Raw genomic sequence first — 25998 nt, 5'->3', positions numbered from 1 at the left:
TGTATCCGCATTGATATAAGTCATTATAGCAATGTTCCACTATTGCATGTCAATGTACTTAGGATTCACGACATAACTATGCCTGTATGTCGTGAATCCCGTAAATTTTAAATAATTGAAAAATTGCCTACACTGTGTTTCACCGTTTCATTTTCTGCCGGCAGCGCTGCTCGGTTGACTCCCTCTTCCACGCAAGACGCCATGAAGAAGTACGTGCCGCTACCGAAGGCAGCATCCGCCACTTCATACTTACCACCCGTAAAATGGGAACCGATGGCTTTCAATTTGTTCATTCCACCATTGATGTGGAAATGTCCCGTGTTCACATCCGCTGCGATACTCGTGTAGTTCCCGAAATTCCAGGTAACGACATTGGACGGATCCACGCTCTTCAGGAATGCCTTCTCACCATTCACTCCGCTAAATACGGCGCCACCGTCGATCGTGACCCACTGATCAGGCTTATTCTTCGCATTGTTGACGTCGCCAACCTTGTCCCAAGCGCCAGTGAATAAGAAGCAGCAATCCACTAGTCCGCCTCCCTGCATGATAATTTCGCGGGTACCGATCTTGATCGTGCCTCCTACCTGAGGCAGGCCCTTAAACCACGTATTGATCAGCGTCAGCTTATTGATGCTTCCGAGTGTGACGTCCTCAACGTTGTAAAACTCGCAATTGAGGATCGTCAATTCCCCGTTGCTCGGCGTAAAACCGACCTGCGTCGTCCCCGAGCGAATCGGACGGGCGATTTCATACCCCTTCAGCATGCCAAAGGAACAGCTGTCGATGATGTTTTTTCTTTTGCCGCGGGAGGAGCTCTTCGATATCGTTACCATCTCTTGCGCGGTGCAGCCCCTCATTTGCAGGCCGTCCATATTGACCCAGAATGAGCCGGAATTCGCCATTTTCACCCCGGGCTTCGTATACGTCACTACGGCATGGCAATCTTCAAGCGTCAGGTCAGTCAACCGCTTGTGTGCGACGATCCGCGATGCGATATGCTTCTTGACCGTCACCCGTTTGGCGCTGTCCCCCCAGGTCGTACCGCTGTTCGCGAACGACAACAGACCGGAGTTGTTGATGTACGTCAGATCATGCTCGAATTGGCCGTGTGTGACGAACGGGCCGTACTCATCGCCGTCACCATGGCAGTTCTCAACCATACAATAGGCAGCGCATGTAAAGTCATTCAAGTGACGAGCATTGCTCGAATTGCAATCTCTAACATGCCCGTACAGTACATTGATCTGCTGCGTCAAATAGCCAGTGCCGCCCCAATCGCGTTCTTCCGGGTTCATCAATTGACAGCGTTCCGTTACATAATGGGTGTTGTATCTCCGCATGACGACCGGCCAGAATACTTTGGTTGCCTTGATGCCTGATGCATCGCATTCGACCGCAAATTCGTACGCGACTGGGTTCGATCCAATCTGGTCCCAAGTCGGGAATGGTCTTAGGCTGGTACCGTTAGGCGGCACCGGTATGCCGATAAAACTCATGTTCCGCACATTACAGCGGAAGGCTGGGTTGATCTTTTTATAGGTAATCGGACGTCCTTTGGCAAGCTGCCAGCCAAGCTTATAATTGAAGCGGACGTGACTGGCATCAAGAATTTCCGTTACTTTGATCAGGTAATCGAGCTCGCGCTGCGCACCACCGCCTGGATTGTTCTTGATCTGTGTATGCCACCAGCTGTCAAGCTCGAAGATCGACGAATCGGCAACCTCAAAAATATCAGAATATTCCGATAAGTCTTCCGTCAGCGTTACGGTTTGTGTCACACCAGTTACAACTCCCTGGAAAAACAGGACGGCGCCGAACGGATTGTCCAACGTGTTCAGCTCGATGCCCACAGTCGTCACTGTATGACCGTGGAAATCAACCTCGATGTCGCTGCGATGGAACACATTGCGCTTCACGAAGTTCAGATCCGAGTGCGCTTCGACGCGGTGGATCGAAAGATCATTGATCAGCGCATCCAGTGCGTCATCTGCATTCTTGCTGCCGTCGAAAATGCCGAACCAACGGAAATCTCCAACTCCGTTATGTACGACTTCAAAGCAACCTTCACCTTTAGGTAGCTTAAGTCCCTTATCATCGTCATTTTGCTCGCGTCCCTTACTGCCTTTCGTCGGTTTGTGCACCGTGCCGCCGTTATCAGCTTTAGTGCTCCCCTCTACAAAGCGAACCAGCTTGCCGCCTCCGTCGCCGTTGTTGTTGTAGCCGCCAACGAACACATACAGACCGTCCGTTAGCTGGCCAGACGGTAGGGATTTCAGCTCCTCCACGTTGTTGACCCGCAGCACTTGAGTATCCCCGTTGCTGTTCGATTGTGCGTTATCAGCCGAGGCGAACCGGGGGGCTAAGGCGCTGCCAGCCAGCATAGCGCCGCCAAGTCCTATCGTCGCCAACACTTTTCGTCTACTGATGGTTTCGTTCGCCTTACCGTTCGTTAGATTCTCCTCGTTGCTTACGTTTGTCGTCGCATTCGATTTTTCCTTTTTGTCATTTAGGAAGAACATCGTTCAACAGCTCCTTTTCGTAAGGGGGTTAGGTAAGCCCAGTACTTATTTGCTATTTGCGAAGCTCTGGCGGCAGCAGGAAGTCGAAATCGCATCCCTCGTCCGCTTGAAGCACACGCTCCAAGAACAGAAGTCCGTATCCGCGATCGTACGCAGGGACAGGGGCCTGCCACTCCGCTTTGCGTTCACGAAGCGTCTCTTCGTCTACGTGAAGCTCCAGCTTGCGCATGTCGATATCGAGCTCGATATCATCGCCGTTCCGCACGAGCCCAAGCGGTCCTCCGATGGCTGCTTCCGGAGCAACGTGCACAATCAAAGTGCCGTACGAAGTGCCGCTGATGCGGGCATCGGATATCCGCACCATATCGCGCACGCCGCGTTTCAGCAGCTTTTGCGGAATCGGGATCTGCCCGATTTCCGGCATTGCCGGTGCTCCTTTCGGTCCGGCATTTTTCAGCACGAGTACGCTGTTCTCATCGACGTCCAAGTTCGGATCGTCGATCCGTGCGTTCAGATCGTCTGGCGATTCGAAGACGACGGCTCGGCCACGGTGCTTTTTGAGATGCGGCGAAACCGCCGTTTGCTTGATCAGTGCACCGTTCGGGGCGAGGTTTCCGCGCAGCACGGCGATGCCTCCTTGTGGGGCAATGGGCTGCTCTAGCGGATAAATCAGTTCCCGGTCGGGGACCAGCACGCCTCGCAGGTTTTCGGTAACGCTTTGGCCGGTAACCGTCAAACAATCACCGTTCAGCAGCGGCTCAATCTCCTTCATGAGCGACGGTACGCCGCCAGCTTCGAAAAACTCCTCCATCTGGTATTTCCCGGATGGACGGACGTTGAGGATAAACGGCGTCGTTGCGCTGATTTCGTCGAAACGTTCAAGCGGCAGTCGGTAGCCGAGCCGTCCCGCGATGGCTACCAAATGGATGATCGCGTTGGTCGAGCCTGCGCACGCCATCGTAACACGAATCGCATTGTCCAGTGATTCCGGCGTAATGATGTCACGCGGACGGATGTTGCGGCGGACGAGTTCAACGATCTGTTTGCCGGTCTGCTCCGACATATGGCGGCGCCTGGAATCTGGCGCAGGAATTGCCGCACAGCCCGGAAGCGCCATACCAAGCGCTTCGGCGATCGCTGCCATTGTGCTGGCTGTGCCCATCACCATGCAGTGCCCGTCGCTGCGGCAAATCGCATTTTCGGCGATGGTGAGCTGCTCATCTGTGATGTTGCCCGCTTTATGTTCGAGTGTAAACTGATAACAGTCTGTGCAGGCGCCAAGCGTTTGCCCGTTTAATTTGCCGTTCAGCATCGGCCCACCCGTAAGCACAATCGCAGGTATGTTGGTGCTTACAGCAGCCATCAATTGCGCCGGTACCGTCTTGTCGCAACCGCCGATCAGCACGACGCCATCGATCGGATGGGCTTTTACCATTTCTTCGGTATCCATCGCCATCAGATTTCGAAGCAGCATCGTGGTCGGCTTCACGTAAGGCTCGCCGATCGAAATGGTCGGGAACTCCATCGGCAGACCACCCGCCTGCCAAACACCGCGCTTGACGTAATCGGTCAGCTCCCGAAAGTGGGAGTGGCATTTGTTCAGCTCGCTGAACGTGTTGCAAATGCCGATGACCGGCTTTTTCAAATCGTCGTCCGTGTAGCCCATTGATTTCGTGAACGAACGGTGGATAAATCCCCAAAGTCCCGTATCGTTAAAATATTTTTCGCCTCGAAGTTTGTCTTCGCCGTTTGTTCCCAGAATGTTGTCCTGTTCCGCCATGTTCGTAAGTCCTCCCTGAACGTTGTCTCGATGTGTTTACAAATCGCACGCATTGGCGAGATGGCCGCCGTCTACAACAAGCGTCGTTCCCGTAATGTAGGACGCATCGGAGGATGCCAGAAACAGAAAAGCATTCGCCACTTCCTCTATGGTTCCTAGCCGGCGCATCGGCGTACGCTCGGTCAGCGTAAGCAGCCCTTCCGATTTCTCCTTCAACTCGCGGTCAAGCGGCGTATCGATGAAACCGGGTGCAACCGCATTGACGCGAATGCCATTTCCGGCCAGATCAACGGCCATCGACTGCGTAAGCAGAACAACACCGCCTTTCGATGCGTTGTAGTGAGCCAATACAGCGCTGCCGGCCAAACCGTTCTTCGAGGCCATATTGACGATCGAACCCTGAATCTCACTCGCGATCATCTTCTTGGCCACCCATTGACTCAGTTGGAACGTTGCGTTCAAGTTGATGTTGATCACCTGCTGCCAACGAGACAACGGAATGTCTACAAACGGCTCGCGTGTTGCGATGCCCGCGTTGTTCACCAGAATGTCGATGCCGCCCCAGTAGTCCCAAGCCAATTGTGCTGCATGATCCACCTGCTCCGGTACACTTAAATCACAGACAACGGTTGCGACCTGTGCCGTTTGCCCCCGTTCCAACGCAAGTCTCCGGATCGTGTCTGCGGATACTTCAAGCTGATCCGTACGGTAGTCAAGCAGTACGACACTTGCCCCTTCCTGCAAGAATTTATCAGCGATGCCTTGACCAATACCTCTGGCACTCCCCGTAATCAGTGCCCGTTTTCCTTGCAAACGCACGTTAAAAGCCTCCCTTCTGTTGCAGTGGGGATCATCTAAGAGACAGTCCCGCACGTCCGTGCCAATTAAGCGCGGAAAACGCGCTTAATCAGGCACCTCCGAACAAATAGGCGCGGAAAACGCGCTTTCAGCGAGTGCTCGGCGAGCCGGAGCTCGTCAATTGAGTCTGAGAAGCCGAAAATCGACTTCTCAGCACCGCCAGACCGGCGAACGAGCGTTCCATTCACTAGTCTGAGTTGCATGCTCCGAACAACGATTTGATATTAGTTTTCCGATTTGAACTTAATCGTTTTGCCTTTCGCCGTAGAAGCAAGCTCGGCATAGTTGTCGAAAATCGCTTTACCGCCGAATTTCGTCATGATCTCTTGGCGATATTGCGGCCAACTGGAAGCATCCTTATCTTTATACACGACTTGTACGTGCAGCTCGTTCATTCGCTTACGCATTGCACCTAAATCCATGCCTTCCTTGACCGTAAGGGCGGTACCAACAGATGGAAGAATTTTGTACGAGTTAATTTTCTCTACGATTTTCTTATCGCGCTCGGTAATTTTCGGATCGACGACATTAAGCCCGAATACCTCAGGTTTACGAGGCGTGAACCAGCCGTATATTTCAAGGAAGTTGTTGTTGTCGATCACGTCTTTTTTATAAGCATCTTGATTGACTTCTATCGTCTTACCACTGCGCTTATAATGAACGCCTTCTTTGCCATATCGCGTCAGCAGAAAGCCTTCTTCGCCGGCGAGCCAGTCGAGAATTTCGATCGAGCGCTGCACTTTCGCATCGGAAGCTTTGGAGCTGATCAGGAACGGATTGCCTGGAATCGTTTCGACCCATGTGCCGGTTTTTTCCCACGGATGGAACGGCTGCCAGTCTACGGTCGCTTGACCCGCTTGCTTGGATTTCATTTGCAGGCCTGCTGGGTTGTTGTCGAAAGCAAGGTCTCTGCCTTGACCGATCACGATGCCCGCTTTGCCTTGCGCCGCTTTGTCAAAGTGTTGGCCGTATTTGTTCAGGAACCAATCTGGATCTACAACCTTCAGATCAAGCAGTTTCTTGATATCGGCAAGAACATTTTGCATGCGGATGTCGGAACGGACGTCGATGAACTGGTCGCCTTCTACGTACGTGTCACCGACCAAGCCGTTATTCAAGAATTCCGGGAAGTCCATCGAAACACTTGCGCCGCCGCCTGCCGCTGTAAAGCCGTATGTGTCGTTCTTGCCGTTGCCATCAGGATCGTTGAACGTGAAGGCTTTCATGGCGCCAACGAGTTCATCGTAGTTCGTCGGCATTTTCAGGTTAAGCTTGTCGAGCCAGTCTTTCCGAATATAGAAAGTACGGTAGTAACTCGTTTCATACGGAACGGGTGCACGCTTAAACGCGCTTTGCACCTGGTACGATTTCAAATTGGCTTCGGTCACCCAGTTTTTAAAGTAGTTGGGCATTTTCGCCGGTGTGACAATTCCGGTCAAGTCGTGCGCGACTCCGTCCCGAATGTAGTTGTTGGAAGGTACGCCTTCTGCGTAGAAAACGTCTGGAATGTCGCCGGAAGCGATCATTGTATTCAGCTTGTTGGTGTAGTCTTGACCAAGCGGCAAGTAATTCATTTTCAGAGTGACATTGAACTTCTCTTCGATCGCATTCTTCACGAAATCTTTATCAGCCGAAGGAAGCTGGGAACTTGCGTCCGCAATGACCATCCATTTCAGGTCAAGCTTTTCCTTCTTGGCATCCGGACTGGACGAAGCGTTCGTGTTGCCCGCTGGGGACGGAGACGCCCCTTCTTTCGCGTCCGAGCATGCAGCAAGCACGAGTGTAGACGCCAATAATACGGCAGTTACTTTTGAAAACGTTTTCAAACTAATGACCTCCCTAATTCGTTTTCGAAGAATGAGAATAAAACCACCATCAAGCACAATTACTTATGTCAGTAAATTGATTCGAATCGTTTGATCGCAAACCGCCGCAGATCCTTCCCCCAACTTGTCACCTCCCCATTCAAAATAAGCGGTTTTCGATAGGCTTTGCAGTAAAGCCGCTGCCGGGCTTACCCTTTGACGGCACCCAGCAGCATGCCCTTGACGAAATATTTTTGCAAGAACGGATAAATGATCAGAACCGGTACGATTGCTACCACAACGGTCGCCATCTTGATCGTTTCCGGCGGCATCGTGTTCAGCGAAGATTGTGGAACCGCAAGCTCCTGGCTGATGGCTGGCGACACAATCATGTTGCGCAGCACGACCTGCAGCGGATACAGACTGCGGTCATTCAAATACATGACCCCGCCGAAGTACGCGTTCCAGTGATTAACACCGTAAAACAGTCCGAGTGTTGCCATAATTGGCATCGAGAGCGGCAGTACGATCCGGATGAGCGTACCGATATCACTGCAGCCGTCCACCTTCGCCGCCTCCTCGATTTCGTACGGTAGACCTTCGAAGAAAGTCTTCATGATCAGAATATTAAACGACGAGACGAGACCCGGAATGATAAGCGCCCAGAGCGTATCCATCAAGCCGGTTGCCTTGACGGTCAGATAGATCGGTATGATGCCTCCCGAGAACAGCATCGTGAACACGATGCCCATCAGGACAATGTTGCGCCCTGGCAAAAATTTCTTCGATAACGGATACGCCAGCATCGTCGTAATCGCCAAGTTGCACGCCGTGCCGACGACCGTGATAAATATCGTCACTTGAAGCGCTTTGGGAACAGTGTTACTGGAAAAAATCGTTTTGAATGCATCGAACGTGACGGCATGCGGTAAAATGATGAAACCGCCGTTCTTGAGTACTTCCGTATAAGGCGTGATCGACATGACGAAAACAAAATAGATCGGAAACAGTGTCGCCAAACAGAAAAGCGCGAGTACGGTGTAAAGAACGGCATCTACGATGCGGTCTGATTTGGTTTTCTTGAGTATGAATGGCATAACGATACCTCCTTTACCAGATGCCGGACCCGCCGACTTTTTTGGCCAATTTGTTCGCTCCAATAACGAGTACCAGACCGATCACTGATTTGAACACGCCCATGGCCGCCGGAACACTGAATTCCATTTGCTCAATTCCGCGACGGAAAATCCAGGTGTCCAGAATGTCGCCAACATCGTAAACACGAGCGTTCAGGAAAATGTATACCTGCTCGAAGCCAGCATCCATAATATGCCCGATCCGCAAGATCAGCAGTAAAATGAACACTTCACGAATACCTGGTAGTGTAATATGCCACATCTGCCGCCAGCGGCCTGCGCCGTCGACGACGGCCGCTTCATACAATTCGTGGTTGATCGAGGCCAGCGCTGCCAAATAGATGATTGCGCCGAAACCGGTGCTTTTCCAAATATCCGACGTGACTAGCAGCGAACGGAAATATTCCGAGTTGGCAAGCACATCCAGTTCGCCCCAACCCATATCACGAAAGAACGTCGTAACCAGCCCTGCTCCTGGTGCAAAGAAAGAAAATACGAGACCGTACACAATAATCCACGACAAGAAGTGAGGCCCATAGGTGATCGTCTGCACGACCCTTTTAAACCATGGTGCACGAATCTCATTAAGAATAAGAGCCAACATAACGTCCGGAAGCATGTTGAACAAAATGCGGTACACGCTGATCAGGATCGTATTACGCATCAGACTCGGAAATTCCGGCGACGAGAATATCATCCGAAAGTTGTCGAACCCGACCCATTCACTCCCCCATAATCCCTTCATCAGGTTATACTTCTTAAACGCGATTACAAGTCCGAACATCGGCACATAGTGATAAATGATGTAATAGGCGATTCCCGGAACCATAAGTAAATACAGCCATTTATAGCGGAGAAATGTTTTCCAAAAATGAGTGCTCATCCGTTTTTTTACGGTATGGTTACCGGAAATCGCATTAACGTTTGCTCGCATTTCCCATCACCCCCTTCATAGTTTATCAAAGGAATCCGATAGTTGAGCGGGATCTGGTTTGGCGTATCGAACGACAATCCCCATTGATTTCTGCGGTTTTTCTAAGCAGCTTTGATACATGGAAGGCAAGTCGTCGAGTGCACATTCATTGGTGATGAGCGATTGAATATCAATTCGCTTCTCCGCTATCAAACGTAAGAACTCCCCCATATTTCTGCCCTCCGTCCAACGAACGTAGCCTATCGGATAATCGACCCCTCGCTGCTCATAGGTATCCTCATAGCGTCCAGGGCCGCCCGCACGTGAAATATGTACACTCGCTTCTTTCATAAAAAGCAGATCCCGATCGAATTCCGTTCCTGTGTCCCCAACAATCACTACGCGACCTCGGTCACGCAGCCAACCAATCGCATCATCCATCATACTGTACTTCCGGTTGCTCGCACAGAGCATGACGGCATCCGCTCCTATAATGGAAGGATCAGATTCAACAACCCTCTGAAGCTCATCTCGTGAACGGCAGGCTATCGCCCCGATTGCTTCAAGTGTACGGCACCGCTCCTCCATCAGCTCTAAACCAATCACCCTGTAGGACGCTGCATGCGCGATTCGGGCGATCACCTGCCCTAGTATGCCAAGCCCCGCTATGATAATCGTTTCCCCGAAGCTCAGTTCAGCTTGACGCAGGGCATGAATCGCAATCGCGCCGATACCGACAAATGCGGCTTCCTGCTGTGTGACGCCTTCCGGTATCGACGCTACCAAATACTTCGGTACGAGCAGAAACTCTCGGTGGGCTGGCACCCCATAACACGCGACTCGTTGTCCTGGAACGACGTGAGTCACCCCTTCCCCAACCTCCATTACAATGCCGCTAGCGCTGTAACCCAAATTTGCATCCCCATTATTTTGTATCATCATCAGCTCAGTACCTACGCTCACGACGGAATAATCCGTTCTCACTTTGACGAATTGAGGTATCATTTCCGGGTTCGGAAGCTCCAATAATTGCGCTGACCCGTTTATGCCTTTTACTGCTTTCATTACGTCTACCTCTTTCTGATTTGTATCTGATTTAATAAATGCATCAGAAAGTACATCAATTACCTTTTGTGATTTGTTTCTGATTTATTTTTATTATAAATAATCTATATGTTTATTGTCAATCAAATTTTTAAGCTGAAATCGCTTTCAATGTTAGGTTATATGACTTAATTTTATATAATCCGTCGTAATGTTATATTATTTTACATAGACATCACAAAAGAAGCCTGCCTAATGAAAGACAGACTCCAACAATTATTACAACGGTTATTAGGAAATAATCATGTTTCCTGCTTTGTGTTTCAATACATCACTTTCAGCCGGGAGAGAGGTCCGGTCGACACCTTCTTCGATGCAGGCCATCATGAGCAAATACGAACCATTGCCAAACGATCCATCCGCAACTTCATACTTTCCGCCCGAAAAGCGTGAGCCAATCGCTCTCATTTTATTGCAGCCGCCTTGGATGATAAAGTGTGCCGTTTCGGCATCGGGTGCCGAGCTCTTGCAATCGCCGAAGATCCACGTCACGTTCCCCCTCGTATTCCCGCTCTTTACAAACGCCTTCTCCGCATTAGTTCCGCCGAACAACACGCCGCCATCTACCGTAATAGACTGGTCGTTCGTTCCCGTCACATCAGGATCAAATACGCCCACCAGGTTGATGCCGCAATTGTCGAAACCGCCGCCCTGAATGATTACCTCGGCACTCCCGACATGAATCAAATTCGCTTCAGGAGAAGCTCCTTTAAACCATGTGTTAATCATCACCAGGCGGTTTATGCTGCCGATCTTATTATTATCTACGTTGTGAAAATGGCAATTTTGCATGACGAAATCCGTTGTGACTGGACGAAAGCCTGCATGGGTGGTTCCGGGAAGCCGAGCAATTTCAGCATCCTTCGTCATTCCAAAAGAACAACCGTCAGCGAGATTGCCTCGCTTCGACCGAGATGAACTCTGCGAGAGAGTAAGCATAGTGTCAGCCGTGCATCCCCTCATTTGCAAGCCATCTGCATTGGCCCAGATCGTACCAGAATCAACCAGCCCTTCTTTCCAGACAGCATGAACATCCTCCAGCGTCAAATCGGTAATTCTCTTATGCGCAACCACTCGCGAAGCAACGTGCTTTTTGACAGTGATCCGTTTAGCACTATCTCCCCACGTCGTACCGCTGTTGGCAAACGACAGCAAACCCGAATTGCCGATATACATGAGGTCATGCTCGTATTGGCCATGCGTAACGAACGAACCGTGTTCGTCACCATCTCCGTGGCAGTTCTCAACCATGCAGTAAGCAGCACATGTGAAATCGTTCAAATGACGCGCGTTGCTTGTATGGCAATCGCGGACATGTCCGTACAGCACGTTAAGCTGCTGCGTCAGGTAACCGGTGCCGCCCCAAATCACTTCTTCGGGGTTGGTTAACCTACAGCGCTCCGTTACATAATGAGTGCAGTAACGCCGCTCGATGACGGGCCAGAACACCTTCGTCGCTTTGACATCGAAGACGTTACACTCTACGGCGAATTCGTAAGCGATCGGATGTGAACCTATTTGGTCCCAGTTATCAAATGGTTTTTCGCTTGTAGAACCATTATCGGGAACCGAGACACCGATAAAATTCATATTCCGCACATGGCTGCGGAAGACAGGATTCATCTTCTTGAAAGTGATCTCCCGCCCAGCGGCAAGTGTCCAGCCGAGCTTATAGTTAACCCGGATATGGTTGCCGTCCATTATTTCTGTGACTTCCAGCATATAATCCAGCTCGCGCTGCGCATTGCCTTCTGGATTGTTCTTAACTTTGGCCATCCACCAGTCGCCCACCTCAAAGGACGACGAATCGAACACTTCCAGCACATCCGTTTGCTCCGGAAGCTCTGTAGAAAGAGTAATGGTTTGCACTTCGCCAGACGCCTTCCCTTGGAAGAAAATAACGGCCCCGAATGGATTGCTTTTCGTATTTAGCTCGATACCTTCCGTGGTGACAGTATGTCCGTAAAAATTGAGCTCGATGTTGCTGCGGTCGTACGTATGCCGTCTGACAAAATTAATATCCGTATGCGCCTCAATCAGGTGAATCGCAGTATCGTTCACCATCGCGTCCATCGCTTCGTCCGCATTCTTTGTCCCGTCCAGAATACCGAACCATCGGAAATCACCTACTCCGTTATGAACCGTTTCCCATCGACCACTGCTTCCGATATGAGGATCATGAATCGTCCCACCGTTGTCGGTTTTGGCGCTGCAAGCCATCCAGCGAACAAACTTGCCGCCACCGTCACCTTTTTGATAATAACCATCTACATACGCAAGCTGTCCATCATCATTAGGATTGGGTTTATATGCTAGCAGTTCTTCCAGGTTTGATAGTTGGATCATTTCAAGCGCCTCCAATTACTCCACTTTGCTTTCCGAACGAATGACTTAAACAAAATTCAACCCTCCCGCATGTGGAAATGGAACGGGAAACAGCTTGCCTAATAGGGCTTGCAACGGCTCAGGAACATTAATCTCAGCTTCCGGATCGAACAATAGTGCAACAAGCTCCTCCCCGTTCAAGACTGTCTTTTCCTCATCGTCCATTAGGAGAATGGTCCCTCCGTCAGACGACCTGCGAAGGCTAAATCTGGATGCGGCCGCAGGGGCTTTCTCAGATAAATAAGGCAATAATTCGCTGTACAGCCGCTCCGGATTAACGATATGGATGGTTCCATGGTTCCTCATCTTCTTGTTCGGGAACTCCGCCAGTACACTCAGCAGCTTGGTTTCGTACCACATAACCGGGACTTCCAGGCAGTCCAGTTTCTGCTCAAGTAAAACATGATGAAAAACAGACGCTAATGCTTCTGCACTGCCGCCCCATTCTACAACAAAGGGAGCTTCACCTTTAACATCTGCACCCTGCATGGGTATCGCAATGATAGCGTAGGCAGCAATACCGTCAGATTCGAACGCTGCAAACACAGCATGCTGCATATGATAACAGCTGGCGATGGCTTCACTATCGATCAAGGCTGCAAGCTCTGTCACCCCTTGCTCATACCTTACTGTACGTTTGGAAGCAGTATCGTGAAGTCGAAACCAATCATCTGAACCAATACGCCGAATGGCAATGTCGGGACTGGCAGTGAACGACGGAAGCTTCTCGTGATTAGCAGATAGAACGAAGCGTGTACCTCTGCCAAAATAATGGCAGCCATTACGCATATAGAGCGAACGGTCTCCCGAAACCAGCAGCATACTTGATCCGATGCGATCGGTTTGTGCTAACACCTCGTGCAGCATATCAGAAGCAATTTTCATTCCCCTATAGTTCGGGTGTGTGCATACGGAGCCAAGTGATAGCACGCTCAGTTTAGCGGTTTCGATACGTATGACGGAGGGAACAAGTCCCATGAAAGCGACAAGCTCCTCACCCTCAAATGCGCCTAATGACTGTTTGAGACGTGCGTCGAACGCAGCCGGAAACGCTTTCAACATCGAAACTTGCTCAGCATCACGAAACGTCTCGTCTGAGAGACGAACGGCCTGTTCCATTTCGTTTGTATTCACTTTACGAATCTCAATCATGGAATTTCCTCCTTGCGATCTGATATCATCTGGTTACATTCTGGTTCATTATTAAACTAAAAATACTTAAAAACTCATAATTTCTAATTTGTTTCAGGTTTGTTTTATATAAATACTCAAACAATTTCTAGTCGTTGTCAACCTTTTTTTATAACCATGGACTTATTAGATTTGGCTGTCCACACTCATTTTGCGAAGATATTGTTTAGGTGTACATCCGTTGAATCGTTTAAACAACTCATAGAAATGGGCCATATTCTCTATCCCAACAGACTCGGCAATTTCGCCAACACTACGGGTTTCGGTAACGAGCAGTCGTTCCGCTTTAGAAATACGCTTTTGATTAACGTAATCGGTAAACGATGATCCCATCTTTTTTTTGAAATATTTCGAGAAGTAGGAGTAACTCATACCGGCGATTTGGCTCACCGCTCCCATGTCTATTTTTTCTGTCAAATGGTCGTCCACAAAAGCTACAAGCGACCGAATGATATCAGCATCGGCATCCACATTGACATGCGTCGTTAACAACTCCCGGTTGTCATGGCGAAGCAGCATCAAGAGCAGATGCTTGATATGCATGCTAACTGCGATCTCATAGCCTTTATTTTTCCCCATAACCTCACTATGTGTATCCGTGATAATCATGCCAATTTCCTTCTTCACCTTTTCGTTTTCCCGAAAAATGTAATTCAGTTCTTCTAAAGGATGAAGTATTTCTAAAAAATGTCGGTAATACATCATCATAGCCGGATCGAAATAAGGCTGCAGGTCTATGTGCAGCACGATGTAGACGAGATCCTTATCGCCGATTTTTCGACCTCTGTGCAATTGGGAAGAACCGATAACCACCACATCCCCGGCATTAAGCAAGTAGACGTGATTAGGTGTCTGAATTTCGTGAGTCCCTTCTTCAACCAAAATGAACTCAACCTCTTTATGGTAATGCCAAGGATTCACGTCTTTCTGTTCTTTTCCCGACTGGGTAAATCTCCACACCTTCATACATAACGACGCGTTTTGATAGGGGATCGGCTCTTTAAAAATTTCCATAAATTTCAATCACCGCACTTTCAATCAGCACTAATATGGATATAAAAAGAATAAATGTCCGCATATACGGTAACCAGTAATACGCATATGATATAACTTAGTTAGAATTAATTATACATCAAAGTGAGGAGTGAGTTTGCATGAAAGTAGCCATTATTGGTTGCGGGGGGATGGGAAATGTACACGCCCTCAGTTACGTTAACATGCCGGATGTGGAGCTGGTTGGCGTCTGCGATACGGATTTCAAGCTAGCGCAAGAACTTTCCGCGAAAACAGGGGCACGTGCGTTTGCTTCCTTTGAAGCCATGCTGGAAGAGACTGATTTCGATGTCGTCAGTGTGACATTGCCAAGCTTCTTACATAAAGAATATACGTTGAAAGCAGCAGAAGCCGGTAAACATGTGATTTGTGAAAAACCACTTGCGCTTAATTTAGAAGATGCAGAAACTATGATCCAATGCTGCGAACAAAATGGCGTTCGCCTTTTCGTCGGACACGTTGTTCGTTTTTTCCCCGAATATGTGCAAATGAAACAAGCCATCGATGAGGGGAAGTTGGGCCGAGTCGGCGTAGCTCATGCCAAACGGATAGGCTCACATCCTGGGAAGCTCAGACCTTGGTTCTACGATATGGATAAAAGCGGCGGCGTCATTGCCGATCTCATGATACACGATATTGACTTTTTTCGCTGGGCGATCGGTGAAGTTAAGTCGGTATATGGCTTGAATCAACGTGTAAATGACATCGACTACGCGCTGGTCACTCTTCTTTTTGAGAACGGGGCAGTTGCCAATCTGGAAGCATTTTGGGGATATCATGGACCCTTCCAAACTGCCGTGGAAATTGCAGGAAGCAAAGGTATCATACGCAGTGACAGCCAAAAAAGCAGTTCTCTGCAAATCTGCAAAGCCCCTTCCAATTCAGATGACAGACGTTTCGCCGAAGTTCCGCAAAGCCCAGGATTCTCTAGCCCCTATGACTTGGAGATAGCTCATTTCATTCAATGCATTCGAGATGGAAGCGAATCCATCGTAACGGCTAACGATGCTTATAAAGCGCTAGAAATTACCATGGCTGCGCTGGAATCGGTACGGACAGGGAAGTCTGTGGGGCTGCAGCAAAGCTCAAAGCTCGGGGAGGAGACAGCATGAAGAAATTAAAAGTAGGTATGATCAGTTTTGCGCACGGCCATGCATACTCTTATTTGAATTCGCTCAGGGCTATGTCGAATGTCGAAATCACCGGCATCGCTGACGAGATCAAAAGCCGCGTAGAAGAAGTATCGACCAATTATGGACTGCCCTATTATGAAAATTATGAGGATTTGCTCGCCACAGATCTTGACGCCGTTGTCATTTGCTCGGAAAATGCCCGTCACGCAGAGATAACGATAGCGGCAGCTAGATCCGGCAAGCATGTGCTTTGTGAAAAGCCGCTTGGCCTTTCCGTCTCCGAAATGGAAGCCATGATTTCCGCTTGTAAGGAAAACGGGGTTCAGCTTATGACTGCGTTTCCATGCCGGTATTTAGCTTCGGTTATTAAAGCAAAGGAAGCGGTCGAACAGGGAGAGATCGGCGATATCATAGCCATTAAGGGCACAAATCGCGGTTCGCTTCCTTCAGGTTGGTTCCTACAATCGGAGTTATCCGGTGGCGGAGCTTTGTTGGATCATACCGTACACGTCATGGACTTGATGAATTGGATTACCAAATCAGAAGTGAAAGAAGTATACGCCTATTCGGCTACTTTATTTAACGATAATTTAGAAATCGATGATACCGGTATGATTCATGTCAAGTTTGGCAATGGGGTGTTTGGCGTCTTAGATACAAGCTGGTCACGGAACGCGTCATTCCCTACCTGGGGAGACGTAACGATGACGATCATCGGTACGAAAGGAACCATTTCCATCGATGGTTTTGCTCAAAAAAATGAGCTATATAGTATGGAAAATGGAAAAGGCGTATGGAATTTCTGGGGTGACTCCATGGATGATTACTTGGTGAGATCATTCGTTCATGCGCTGCTGAATGGTGAACAGGTGCCGATCACCGGGGAAGATGGATTACGTTCAACCGTTGTCGCTTTAGCGGGTTACAAATCCGTGGAACTGGGACAACCCGTTTTGTTATAAGGCGTAAATATTGCCTATAACTTTCAAGCCCTAACAAAAAACACCTTTTCACATACGCTAGAATGCGTAGTTGAAAAGGTGTTTTCAGTTATTCTCGAGAACATTATTTCGTCTTTTTCGTTCTCTCATCCAAAGCATTCAATTGATCCACATGATAGTGCATATCCTGTAAGATCTCACTTACTTCACTATTTATCGTCGTTTCAACTTCCCCAATTTTACTCAGATCAATTTGCGCTTGGTGCTGGCTATCCTTGATGTAGTTCAGTTCGGTACCTAGCTGCAGCGTGTCATTAGCAATCACTTTAACTCCATCCGATATCGTAAGGATATGGGCTGAGTTTACGGAAATTCGCTCTCTAACCGTATCCATCGTTTCTTCAAACGTAGAGAAAGACGAAAAGCTTTCATTAATTTTCTCATCAATCGCTTGCAGCTGCGCTGTAATGTTACCTGCCGACTCCTCCGTTCCATGAGCCAGTTTGCTAACTTCCTGGGCGACAACGGCGAAGCCTTTGCCATGCTCACCTGCACGAGCAGCTTCAATGGATGCATTTAGAGCTAGAATTTTGGTTTGTCGGGAAATTTTGGAGATAACCTCACTCATCTCATTAACGACAAGGGTCATACTAATTAACTCATCCATCAATCCGCGTGTCGTTTGAATGTTATGACTTAATTGTTGATTCAACTGCTGAATATCCGTGAATTCATCGGATGTTGTGTTCAGCTGATGACTATATTGGTTTAATTCCTCAGCCTTTTTCTCATATACGCTCACAAACTCCTCTAACTGCTCATAGTTACCTAGAGAAGCTTTCTTAAGTCCCTCAATATTATGTAAATTGTTTTCTATACTCTTCGTCACATAGGCAGCAGAAGTATTCACGTGTTGAAGGGTGGACTTCATATTCGCTAAGAAAACCGGAAGCTCCTCTTGAATCGAGCTATCCTGATCAGAAACAATAGAAAGGGTATCTATCACTTCTAAAATCTCCTTCGCAGATGGTCGATCCGCTTGGTTCTCACCAATATAGGAATAGCGAATGGTTTGATGTTCATCAATAATATAAGTACTTGGAATCGCAATTCGGAATGAGTCCCATTTAATTGGTGTGAAAACTTCATAAGACTTTATGACCTCTCTCGTTTCGTCCGAAAGAATGGGGAATTTGATGCCATTCGCGTTTACATAATCTTTGATGTTGGCTAGCTTTTGTCCAGCGATAGCAATGAGATTTACGCCCTTTTCCAAAAATCGTTCATAATACTCATTTAACTCCGGCATCTGTTTCTGGCAATTGTGGCACCATGTTCCACGCAAGAAAATAATAACTAACGGCTTGCCCTTGAAATCTTCTAGTCCCTTAATACCTTGTGTAGAATCTAGTCGAAATGGTGCTGCCTTTTTCCCTATAGATAAACCTTTTTTAGCCATGCTGCCGCCACCCCAATTTAACATGATATTCGTAAATAGCTTCCTTCAGTCTAGCTGAAAACCAGAGGGATTGCTACCTTATTTTGGACAAAAAGTTTAATAATCCGACAAAAAATGACCCACTTATAGGCCAACAGCCTTAGCGGGTCATTTCATTGTTCTATCAATAAAGCTCTACTTCTGCAAAAGCCATCCGATATCGATTCGTATCACTCGGGTTAGCGTTAACACATTGTTGATTAGTATCACCTCCCTTCAGCTTTCGCGTGATTTATGAGTCACTAAGCTTTACTCTTATTTTAATTTCAATTCAATATACGGCGAATCATTTAAACCGAATCGAACGAACGTGTATCGATCCGTGTAAATAGACGTATTCTTGTCTATATCTTTATCTGTCCAACCGGGCTTGTCTTTAAAGCTGTCAGGTCCTACCTTATAGAGCTCGCCTTTTATGTGATGATGTGGACCTAGCAGATTTCGACAGCTGTTTGCCATTTCTACCTCGATCCAATTATCGCCCTGACGCAGGAATGAAGTGATGTCTGCCTCATAAGGCTCCCAGAGGAACGTTCGAACCTCTTGACCGTTAATAAACAACCGACTGACAATGGTATCTGGTGGTGTGGAAAAACTCCATTTCGCCTCCATCCAATCGTTTCTATCGATGTTTACCTTTTGTTGCACATGAATTTTACCGCTATAGAAGGGAAATCCTTGACTGACGAGATCCCCAGTATGCACGGAAACAGGCAGCTCCGTAAGGACAAACGGACCCATCGTATGAACCGCTTGACGCTCACCATCCAGGTACGGCGAACTTGACTCTACACCAAAACACCCAATGATGTAGATATTTTCGATTTCTGTTTCGAACGTCAGCTTATTTCCTTCCGATTCAAACTGTCGCGCATGCTCAATTGCTGCGTAAGTCTGAGAAGAGTTGTAGAAATAAGATTGAAGGCAAATTCGATTTATTCCTGGTACGAACATTCCACTAATATCAACTTTTTGGAAAGAAATGTCTCGCCACCAGCCAGAGCTTATTGATTCAACTGGTCGCCCGTTCAATTCGATTTTGATATCTTCCGGCTTCTCCAAGACCACATATACTTCGCGCGAAAGATCAACATCAAACGCAATCTGGAATTCGAACTCCAGTTCGATATGAACAGGTCGACCAAAAGCTAAAAGCAGCTCTTGAATGAAAACCACGGGCAGTGGTCCTGACCAATCTCCATCTTCAACACGTAAACGGCATGTATCCAGCGTTAAACTGTTTTCCTCTATTTTTGAAATCTTCCAAATATGATCTAACATGATTTTCGATTCTGGCTGCCGAGAAGTCGTTCTATTTATATCAAACCTCTCTTCACTCAGCACTTCTTCTTCAGGCTTAATCTTCACGACATAGGACTGTCCCGGATGAATGGTCAATGGAATGCGTACGCCACAATCGGTATCTTCCTGTTCGATAGGTGTAACCTTTCCTGTTTCCAGATCAATTACGGATACTCTTCCTTTTCGGAACAACTCTACCTGTATGGACTCATAGCGTTCCTTTCCGGAATTTACTAAGTAGTGGATGATTGCGCCGCCCAATGCTAATGTCTGAACATTCATTGTATCCTCGGTTATAGCTTCTCCCGTACGATCCAACATGCGGATTGACGGGGATACGGTGCTTGACAAGGCGTTTAGCAGCGCTTTAGACTTCCATTCGGGTTTGAGCGCGCTCTCAATTAGCTGATCTAACTCCTTATCCAGTTGTCCATTAATAAGCGTCGGAAATGGCGCAAATGCAACAAGGCAGCCGCCTTGAAGGACGAATTGCTTCAACAAATCAACCGTAACGCGGTTTAACGTTACACTTGGCGGAATGATTACAACTCGATAGGCTGCTTCGCCGATAACAAAGTTGCCGCCACTCACATTACCGTGACGTTCAATAATGCTTTCACTGCCGTAATCATGCTCAACGAAGGTTTGGCACATTTGGCGCGAAAGCTGGGTAAAAGCCTTATGATAAGATTCGATTTCTGAAGAATCCTCACCAAATTGTTGAACCCAAGCAGACCGGATCGGGTGCAGAAGCAATACTTCGGTCTGACGAGTTCCTTCTGAAAGCAGCATCGATAACCTCGCGAAGTAATCATTAAAACCTTTATAATCCTCCCACCAAGGCTGCTGATAAAATAGAGAAGGCGGATAATCACGTTTTCGTAAGCCTCTTAAGGTATATCCCTGCAAATGCTGACACATCAAATTAATACCGTGGACAAATTGCCACTCGCCTATTCGCTTAAGATCCTCAAAGCTGACATTCCAGCCTGAACACCCGAAGCTTTCCGTAATAGTCTGCTTTTTCCCAAGTTGATGGGCTACTGAACCTACCTGTTTGGGAACAATTGGCTCTTCGCTAATAAACCTGCCTAACCAATCACAACCCGGAATTTGCAAATACTCATAAAAAGCCATCGGATCCCCGACTGAAGTCACTTGATGCATGAGCACTTGTTCATCTACAACGTGACCTGTTGCTGACCATCCCTTGCTATTACACCAATCCCCAATTTGTTTCGCATAGCTTTGAGTGAACATCGTGGTTACGCATTCCCAGTAGTCATATCTTGCTTTACTGCAGCCTTCCACATTCATAAACAAAGCGGGAAGAGCTTCCTTCAGGTCATAGCCATATCTGGACTCAAAAGCTTGCTCCAAATCAAACGACCAAGGCAACTGCCCGCGAGCAAACTGCGGTTCGTCCGTAAACACACCTTTCAGATCGTCTCCAAACTCTCCGCCGAAGCGTTCCCAATAAGCCTCGTAGGTCGTTTCAATGAAAGCACGAACGGTTTCTATACTTAGCGTATCAATATAATATGGATTTACTTCATAGAAAAATCTTAAATCTGCGCTGCTCTCATCTGCTGCTGATAATAAACGATAACCATGTTCTGATTTGGCATAGAAACCGATCGTTCTCTCAGCCGGGCTCTGAAAAGGGGCATGCTCATATGCCAGTCTTTTTTGCTGGTAAGCGATCCCCATTGCTGGAACTTTACCATCTGCGAAGCCGCTCGGCCATCCATTTTCATCGTATAACCATGGGGTCATACCGAGCTCTTTGCTTTTCTCGATACAAGTCCGAACAGCTGACATCCACTCCTCACCCATATACGGAGTAAGGAGTCCTCCTCTGGCATGCATAAAAAATCCACCTATCCCGGCTTTATGCATCTCCTCGATCTGTCGTTCCAACTCCTCCGTTTCCAATTCATCATTCCATGACCATAGCGGCACTGAGCGATATTGGATGGGAGGATTATGAAGTTGATCCCAAATCGTCATCTTACCTTCACCTCATGCTTTCAAACATAACTGAACTAAATCATCTACATGTGCAGTAGCCAAACAGACCACTGCATCAGCAGCGCCATAATAGATTTTCACTTCACCCGATGGTTCCAAAATCATGCCTCCAGGGAAAATGACATCGTTACGGAATCCGCCATCGATCTCATAGCTGGCTTCTGGTGCAAGCAAGGGCTCTTGATACATGCCGATTACCTTTTTTGGATTGTGGAGATCGAGCAGCATGAGACCTGCTGTATACCTTTTTTTCCAAGTAGGTTCCCAGCCGTTCTTCCCTCTTGCAGGATCGATATCCACCGCATGAAACGTGGTCAGCCAGCCTTTGTCTGTCTTTATAGGAGGAGCGGCGGGCCCGATTTTATCATTGGCGAAGGGAACGTGCTCAACCGCCAGCAGGAGATCGGAATTACCCCAATATTTCAAATCCGGAGAGTCTGAGATCCATGTGTCAAATCGGTCTGCTCCCCCACGGCTGTATACGGTAAAGGGCCTTTCCAAACGAACGTATTTGCCGCCGATTTTCTCCGGGAACAGCACCATATTGCGAAGATCCGGCGTCGATAAACTGAGCACTTCGAAGTTTTCTAAGTCATCGGTAACTGCGATACCGCCTCGAATACCATGCTGCGTATCCACAGCAAAGCACATGTAGCATCGACCGTCCATAACCGTCAATCGAGGGTCATAAGCCCGAATAATTTCTCCATCATTCATCCTGAAGCAAGGCTTCGGTCCAGCCTCCCAGTGGATCCCATCACGACTGTACGCAATCCCGAGATCCGTTGTGGAATGAGGCTCAAGTGTTTGTTCGCTTCTAGAACCATAATCATTGCGGAATACCATGACATATTGGCCGTTAAATTTGGTAACACCCGCGTTAAATACAAGTGCAGTAGGGTAAGGAACCCTATCAGCGTCCAAAATCGGATTAGCAGGATGACGATGAATGAATGGACTCGACTTTAAAATTCCAGGTACAGGTAAAACCATAGTAGACAACCTCCAAATGATATTTGTATTCTAGCCTTTCAGTGAACCGGCCGTCATTTGCATAAACGATTTATTCGCGATCATATACACGACGAGCAGCGGTAAGATCGATAAACAAGCTCCTGCCAGCATATAATGCGTTTGAACCGCAGCCGATGCCCCATACCGGAGATAGGATAATCCAACGGTTAATGTTTGCAGCTTGGGATTGGTCATCGTAAACACTAACGGGCGTAAATATTCATTCCAAGCTCCGCAAAACGTAAACAAAGCCCCTACACCCAATCCTGGGCGCATCAAAGGTAAAATAATTCGCCAAAATATCCCTCCGTTTGAGCAGCCGTCTATACGCGCAGCCTCATCTAATTCCCGGGAAATACCTTGTAAAAAGCTCAGTAAAATAAAGAAAATATAAGCGTGGCCACTCACCAGAATGAGGACGACACCCCATAAATTTGTGTGCAAGTGGAGCTTGACCATAAGCTCAAATTGTGGCCGGATAACAACGGCACCAATCGATATGAACATAGTAGATGCTTGAATTGCGACGAAAATGGCTTTACCGGGGAATTTAATCCGGTCAACCACATAAGCGGCCATCGATGCTACGATTAGCGTTCCGATCGTTGTTGCTCCACTTAGAAAGAGACTGTTCCATGTAAACCGAGCGAAGTTGGCTTGCACCCAGGCTTCTTTGTAATTCACGAATTGCCAGGAGGATGGGAAAATATTTCCACCTTTCGTAATCTCGATATTAGACATGAAGGAGCCAAGAAAAGTAACAACAATAGGAAACACAATCAGTAAGGCTGTTACTAGTAAAAAGATCCACAGCAGTACTCTTCCGCCTATTTTCGTAAATGAAAATGGCTGGGTTTGTTTATTTATCCGTACATTCGATAACGTTTCTGTAACTTCCATTTTCCCAGCATCCTCCCTTATTGAAGTTTGTTCAGACGTCTAGACATCGCATGATAAGCTAGTGTGATGATGCCTACAATGACGGCTGTAACGAATCCAACGGCACTTCCGTAGCCGAATTGTTGGTCCACAAGTGTCCCTGATGGTGTCGGAAAGAATAGTTTATACACGTACAAATACATCACTTCCGTCTTTCCAACCGGGCCTCCTTCGGTCAACACCATAATGCTCTCGTACCCTTTAAGCGAATTAATAATCGCCAGCATGATCACAATCTGCAGCACAGGCCCTAACATAGGAATAGTTAAGTACCAGAATTGCTGCCATTTATTTGCGCCGTCCAGCGACGAGCTTTCATACACATCGTTCGGGATATTTTGAAGACCGGCAAGGAACAGCAGCATGTAATTGCCTACCGCACCCCATACAGCGATGATGATCGTCGTAAACAGGGCGTGTTTGGGACCGAGCCAATCGATTCTTTCGGAGATGATGTGAAACTTCAACAAATATTGATTGAGAATGCCGTTATAGGAGTTGAAAATAATGAAAAATACGACAGCCATGACAGATGAACTAATAATCGTCGGCATGAAATAGATGGCTCTCAGCCAATTGCGACCGCGCAGCTTTTGATTCAGAATAACGGCTAGCACCAAGCATAATGGCAAGGTAATGATTAACTTACCGCCTGCATAAATGAATGTATTCAAGACAGAGTGCCAATACTCCGTGTCCTGCCAAAGCCTCCTGAAATTATCAAACCCAATAAATGACGCTTCCCCGAACCCCTTGTAGTCATAAAACATATATCGGATAGCCCAAGCAATCGGATAGACGCCCAGCACCATGGTCAGCAGAAAACTTGGAAATAAAAATAAATATGAAAACCCGATCTGGCGTGTCCTGTTCATCCCGTTCCCCTCCTGTAATATCTATACTTAGAGAGCGAGAGTGGAGCTATTCACTCCACTCTCGCCGTATCAATAGCTATTATTTCATCATCAGCTTCATCGGATCGAAGCTTGGATTTGGCTGCACCTTCACTGTACCTTTAGCTACGGCTTTATCGAGAGCATCATTGTAGCGCTTATTCAGATCTTGAATAATTTGATCCAAGTTCCCACCACTGATCATGTATTTGAAAAATGCATCATCTTTTTTCATACCTTCAACTGTAACGGTAGGTTGCAGCGGCCACGTGCCGTCGTTTCCAACCGGAAGGAAGCCATCAATACCTTTGATTTCCGGCTTCTTAGCTACGGAAGAAACAGATGGCACCATGGATAGTCCGAAGCCTTTTTCATGGTACGTTTTCAAGACTTCGTCCGTATACATGAACTGCATGAACTTCCAAGCTTGGTCTGCATTTTTGGTTGTGTTGCTAATGGCTAACCATTGCCCGCCCAAGAAGGAGGTAGCGCCTTTAATCGTACCATCGATCGTTGGAACCGGTGCGGCTGCCCATTCGATTTTGGCCGGGAACTGATTCGCATACACGCCTGGTTCCGATGAGAATGAGATGTACATCCCGATTTTGCCTTCTGCGAATTGCGCACGCAGCGGGTCAATATCCAGCGATTCCATACCTGGCAGCGTACTTCCGTCATCTACCATTTGTTTGAATGATGAAATGATTTCTTTGAATCCTGTGAAATCAAACTTTGCTGTTTTGAAATCAAAGCCAAGTCCGCCGTAACCGCTCGCTTCAGCAATAACCCTTGCTGATCGACCAAGTGCGCTTTCTGGGCTTTTGAAGTTTTGCGCAAAACCATAAGAGCCGGATGCTTTGCCTACCGCCGTAATTTTCTTCGCATCCTCGACCATTTCTTTCAATGTTTTCGGAGGAGCAGCAATCCCCGCTTTGGCGAAAAGCTCTTTATTGTAAACAAGTCTCAGTGTTGAACCATAGTTCGGAAGGCTGTACATTTTCCCATCAATCCGGTTGAAATCATCAATGATCGGGAATTTTTTCTTGAGCGCATCAGTTAGGTAAGAATCAATTGGCTTCAAATATCCTTTTTGCGCAAAAGGTTGGATCGTATTTTCCTTCACGCGGATAATATCAGGTGCCTGACCAGAAGCGAATGCCAAATCGATCGCTTGGTTGAAATCTTCCGTCTTCACAACCATTTCGACTTCAATGTTCTCGCCGTTCGTTTCGTTAAATTTCTGCACAACACCTTTAATGTAATCCATATCATGACGGTCACCCGTCCAATAAGCGAGCTTGGTCTTATCTTTCTTCACAGGAGCTGCGCTAGCGGGTTGTTCAGATGGCTTGGTGGATGCTGCCGGGCTAGTTGCCGCATTGTTGCTGCCGCATGCTGCCAAACTGCCTGCCAGTAAAACGCTTAATGTGACCGTCCCAATTCTTTTTACCATTTGTAATCCTCCCTTTTGTTTGCGAACACTTTGTATCGTTCTGGAAT

The 25998-nt window shown here is 47.6% G+C and carries 18 protein-coding genes; 2 read left to right on the top strand and 16 right to left on the bottom strand.

The genetic code is table 11. From position 1 onward, the window contains the following. Positions 1-107: 107 nt before the first annotated feature. From AC58UU_RS09475 to AC58UU_RS09430, 10 genes are all read right to left on the bottom strand, one after another. Positions 108-2522, bottom strand: coding sequence for a putative phage tail protein (locus AC58UU_RS09475; RefSeq protein WP_497315021.1), 2415 nt, complete (start codon positions 2520-2522; stop codon positions 108-110). Positions 2523-2574: 52 nt separating this feature from the next. Continuing rightward, a complete protein-coding gene (locus AC58UU_RS09470; RefSeq protein ID WP_497315019.1) occupies positions 2575-4302 on the bottom strand; it encodes an IlvD/Edd family dehydratase in 1728 nt (575 codons plus the stop codon). A gap of 36 nt (positions 4303-4338) precedes the next feature. Beyond that, positions 4339-5121, bottom strand: coding sequence for an SDR family NAD(P)-dependent oxidoreductase (locus AC58UU_RS09465; protein WP_497315017.1), 783 nt, complete (start codon positions 5119-5121; stop codon positions 4339-4341). Between the two features lie 263 nt (positions 5122-5384). Continuing rightward, complete coding sequence (locus AC58UU_RS09460; protein WP_497315015.1) at positions 5385-6986, bottom strand: type 2 periplasmic-binding domain-containing protein; 1602 nt, start codon at positions 6984-6986, stop codon at positions 5385-5387. A 188-nt stretch (positions 6987-7174) separates the two neighbouring features. Further along, positions 7175-8062, bottom strand: coding sequence for a carbohydrate ABC transporter permease (locus AC58UU_RS09455; RefSeq protein ID WP_171690854.1), 888 nt, complete (start codon positions 8060-8062; stop codon positions 7175-7177). Between the two features lie 13 nt (positions 8063-8075). Further along, a complete protein-coding gene (locus AC58UU_RS09450) occupies positions 8076-9035 on the bottom strand; it encodes an ABC transporter permease (protein ID WP_497315013.1) in 960 nt (319 codons plus the stop codon). A gap of 15 nt (positions 9036-9050) precedes the next feature. Further along, positions 9051-10079, bottom strand: a complete 1029-nt coding sequence (locus AC58UU_RS09445) for a zinc-dependent alcohol dehydrogenase (protein WP_497315011.1) — start codon at positions 10077-10079, stop codon at positions 9051-9053. 270 nt (positions 10080-10349) lie between these two features. After that, a complete protein-coding gene (locus tag AC58UU_RS09440) occupies positions 10350-12464 on the bottom strand; it encodes a putative phage tail protein (protein WP_497315009.1) in 2115 nt (704 codons plus the stop codon). A gap of 45 nt (positions 12465-12509) precedes the next feature. Beyond that, positions 12510-13655 (bottom strand): GNAT family N-acetyltransferase, encoded by a 1146-nt coding sequence (locus AC58UU_RS09435; protein WP_497315007.1) that lies wholly within the window; start codon positions 13653-13655, stop codon positions 12510-12512. 165 nt (positions 13656-13820) lie between these two features. After that, positions 13821-14708, bottom strand: coding sequence for a helix-turn-helix domain-containing protein (locus tag AC58UU_RS09430; protein ID WP_497315005.1), 888 nt, complete (start codon positions 14706-14708; stop codon positions 13821-13823). Between the two features lie 140 nt (positions 14709-14848). Here AC58UU_RS09430 and AC58UU_RS09425 point away from each other — a divergent pair, with 140 nt between their 5' ends. Next, the gene (locus AC58UU_RS09425) at positions 14849-15859 is read left to right on the top strand and encodes a Gfo/Idh/MocA family protein (RefSeq protein ID WP_497315004.1); all 1011 of its coding nucleotides are present in this window, start codon (positions 14849-14851) and stop codon (positions 15857-15859) included. Beyond that, on the top strand, positions 15856-16842 hold the full coding sequence (locus AC58UU_RS09420) for a Gfo/Idh/MocA family protein (RefSeq protein WP_497315002.1): 987 nt from the start codon (positions 15856-15858) through the stop codon (positions 16840-16842). Before AC58UU_RS09425 ends, AC58UU_RS09420 begins: the two co-directional genes overlap by 4 nt. 103 nt (positions 16843-16945) lie before the next feature. Here AC58UU_RS09420 and AC58UU_RS09415 read toward each other — a convergent pair whose 3' ends face one another. From AC58UU_RS09415 to AC58UU_RS09390, 6 genes are all read right to left on the bottom strand, one after another. Continuing rightward, positions 16946-18280 (bottom strand): redoxin domain-containing protein, encoded by a 1335-nt coding sequence (locus AC58UU_RS09415; RefSeq protein ID WP_497315000.1) that lies wholly within the window; start codon positions 18278-18280, stop codon positions 16946-16948. 294 nt (positions 18281-18574) lie between these two features. Next, positions 18575-21631, bottom strand: a complete 3057-nt coding sequence (locus tag AC58UU_RS09410; RefSeq protein ID WP_497314998.1) for a glycosyl hydrolase — start codon at positions 21629-21631, stop codon at positions 18575-18577. A 12-nt stretch (positions 21632-21643) separates the two neighbouring features. Continuing rightward, positions 21644-22645 carry a glycoside hydrolase family 130 protein gene (locus tag AC58UU_RS09405; protein WP_497314996.1) on the bottom strand — a complete coding sequence of 334 codons (1002 nt, stop codon included), beginning with the start codon at positions 22643-22645 and terminating at the stop codon, positions 21644-21646. 30 nt (positions 22646-22675) lie between these two features. Next, complete coding sequence (locus tag AC58UU_RS09400; RefSeq protein ID WP_497314994.1) at positions 22676-23566, bottom strand: carbohydrate ABC transporter permease; 891 nt, start codon at positions 23564-23566, stop codon at positions 22676-22678. A gap of 17 nt (positions 23567-23583) precedes the next feature. Then, positions 23584-24480, bottom strand: coding sequence for a carbohydrate ABC transporter permease (locus AC58UU_RS09395; RefSeq protein WP_464647453.1), 897 nt, complete (start codon positions 24478-24480; stop codon positions 23584-23586). Positions 24481-24559: 79 nt separating this feature from the next. Next, on the bottom strand, positions 24560-25951 hold the full coding sequence (locus AC58UU_RS09390) for an ABC transporter substrate-binding protein (protein WP_497314991.1): 1392 nt from the start codon (positions 25949-25951) through the stop codon (positions 24560-24562). Positions 25952-25998: the final 47 nt, after the last annotated feature.

The organism is Paenibacillus sp. JT22N1, assembly GCF_059692155.1.
The sequence above is the reverse complement of the archived record's forward strand: the minus strand, read 5'-3'. Positions and strand labels throughout refer to the sequence as shown.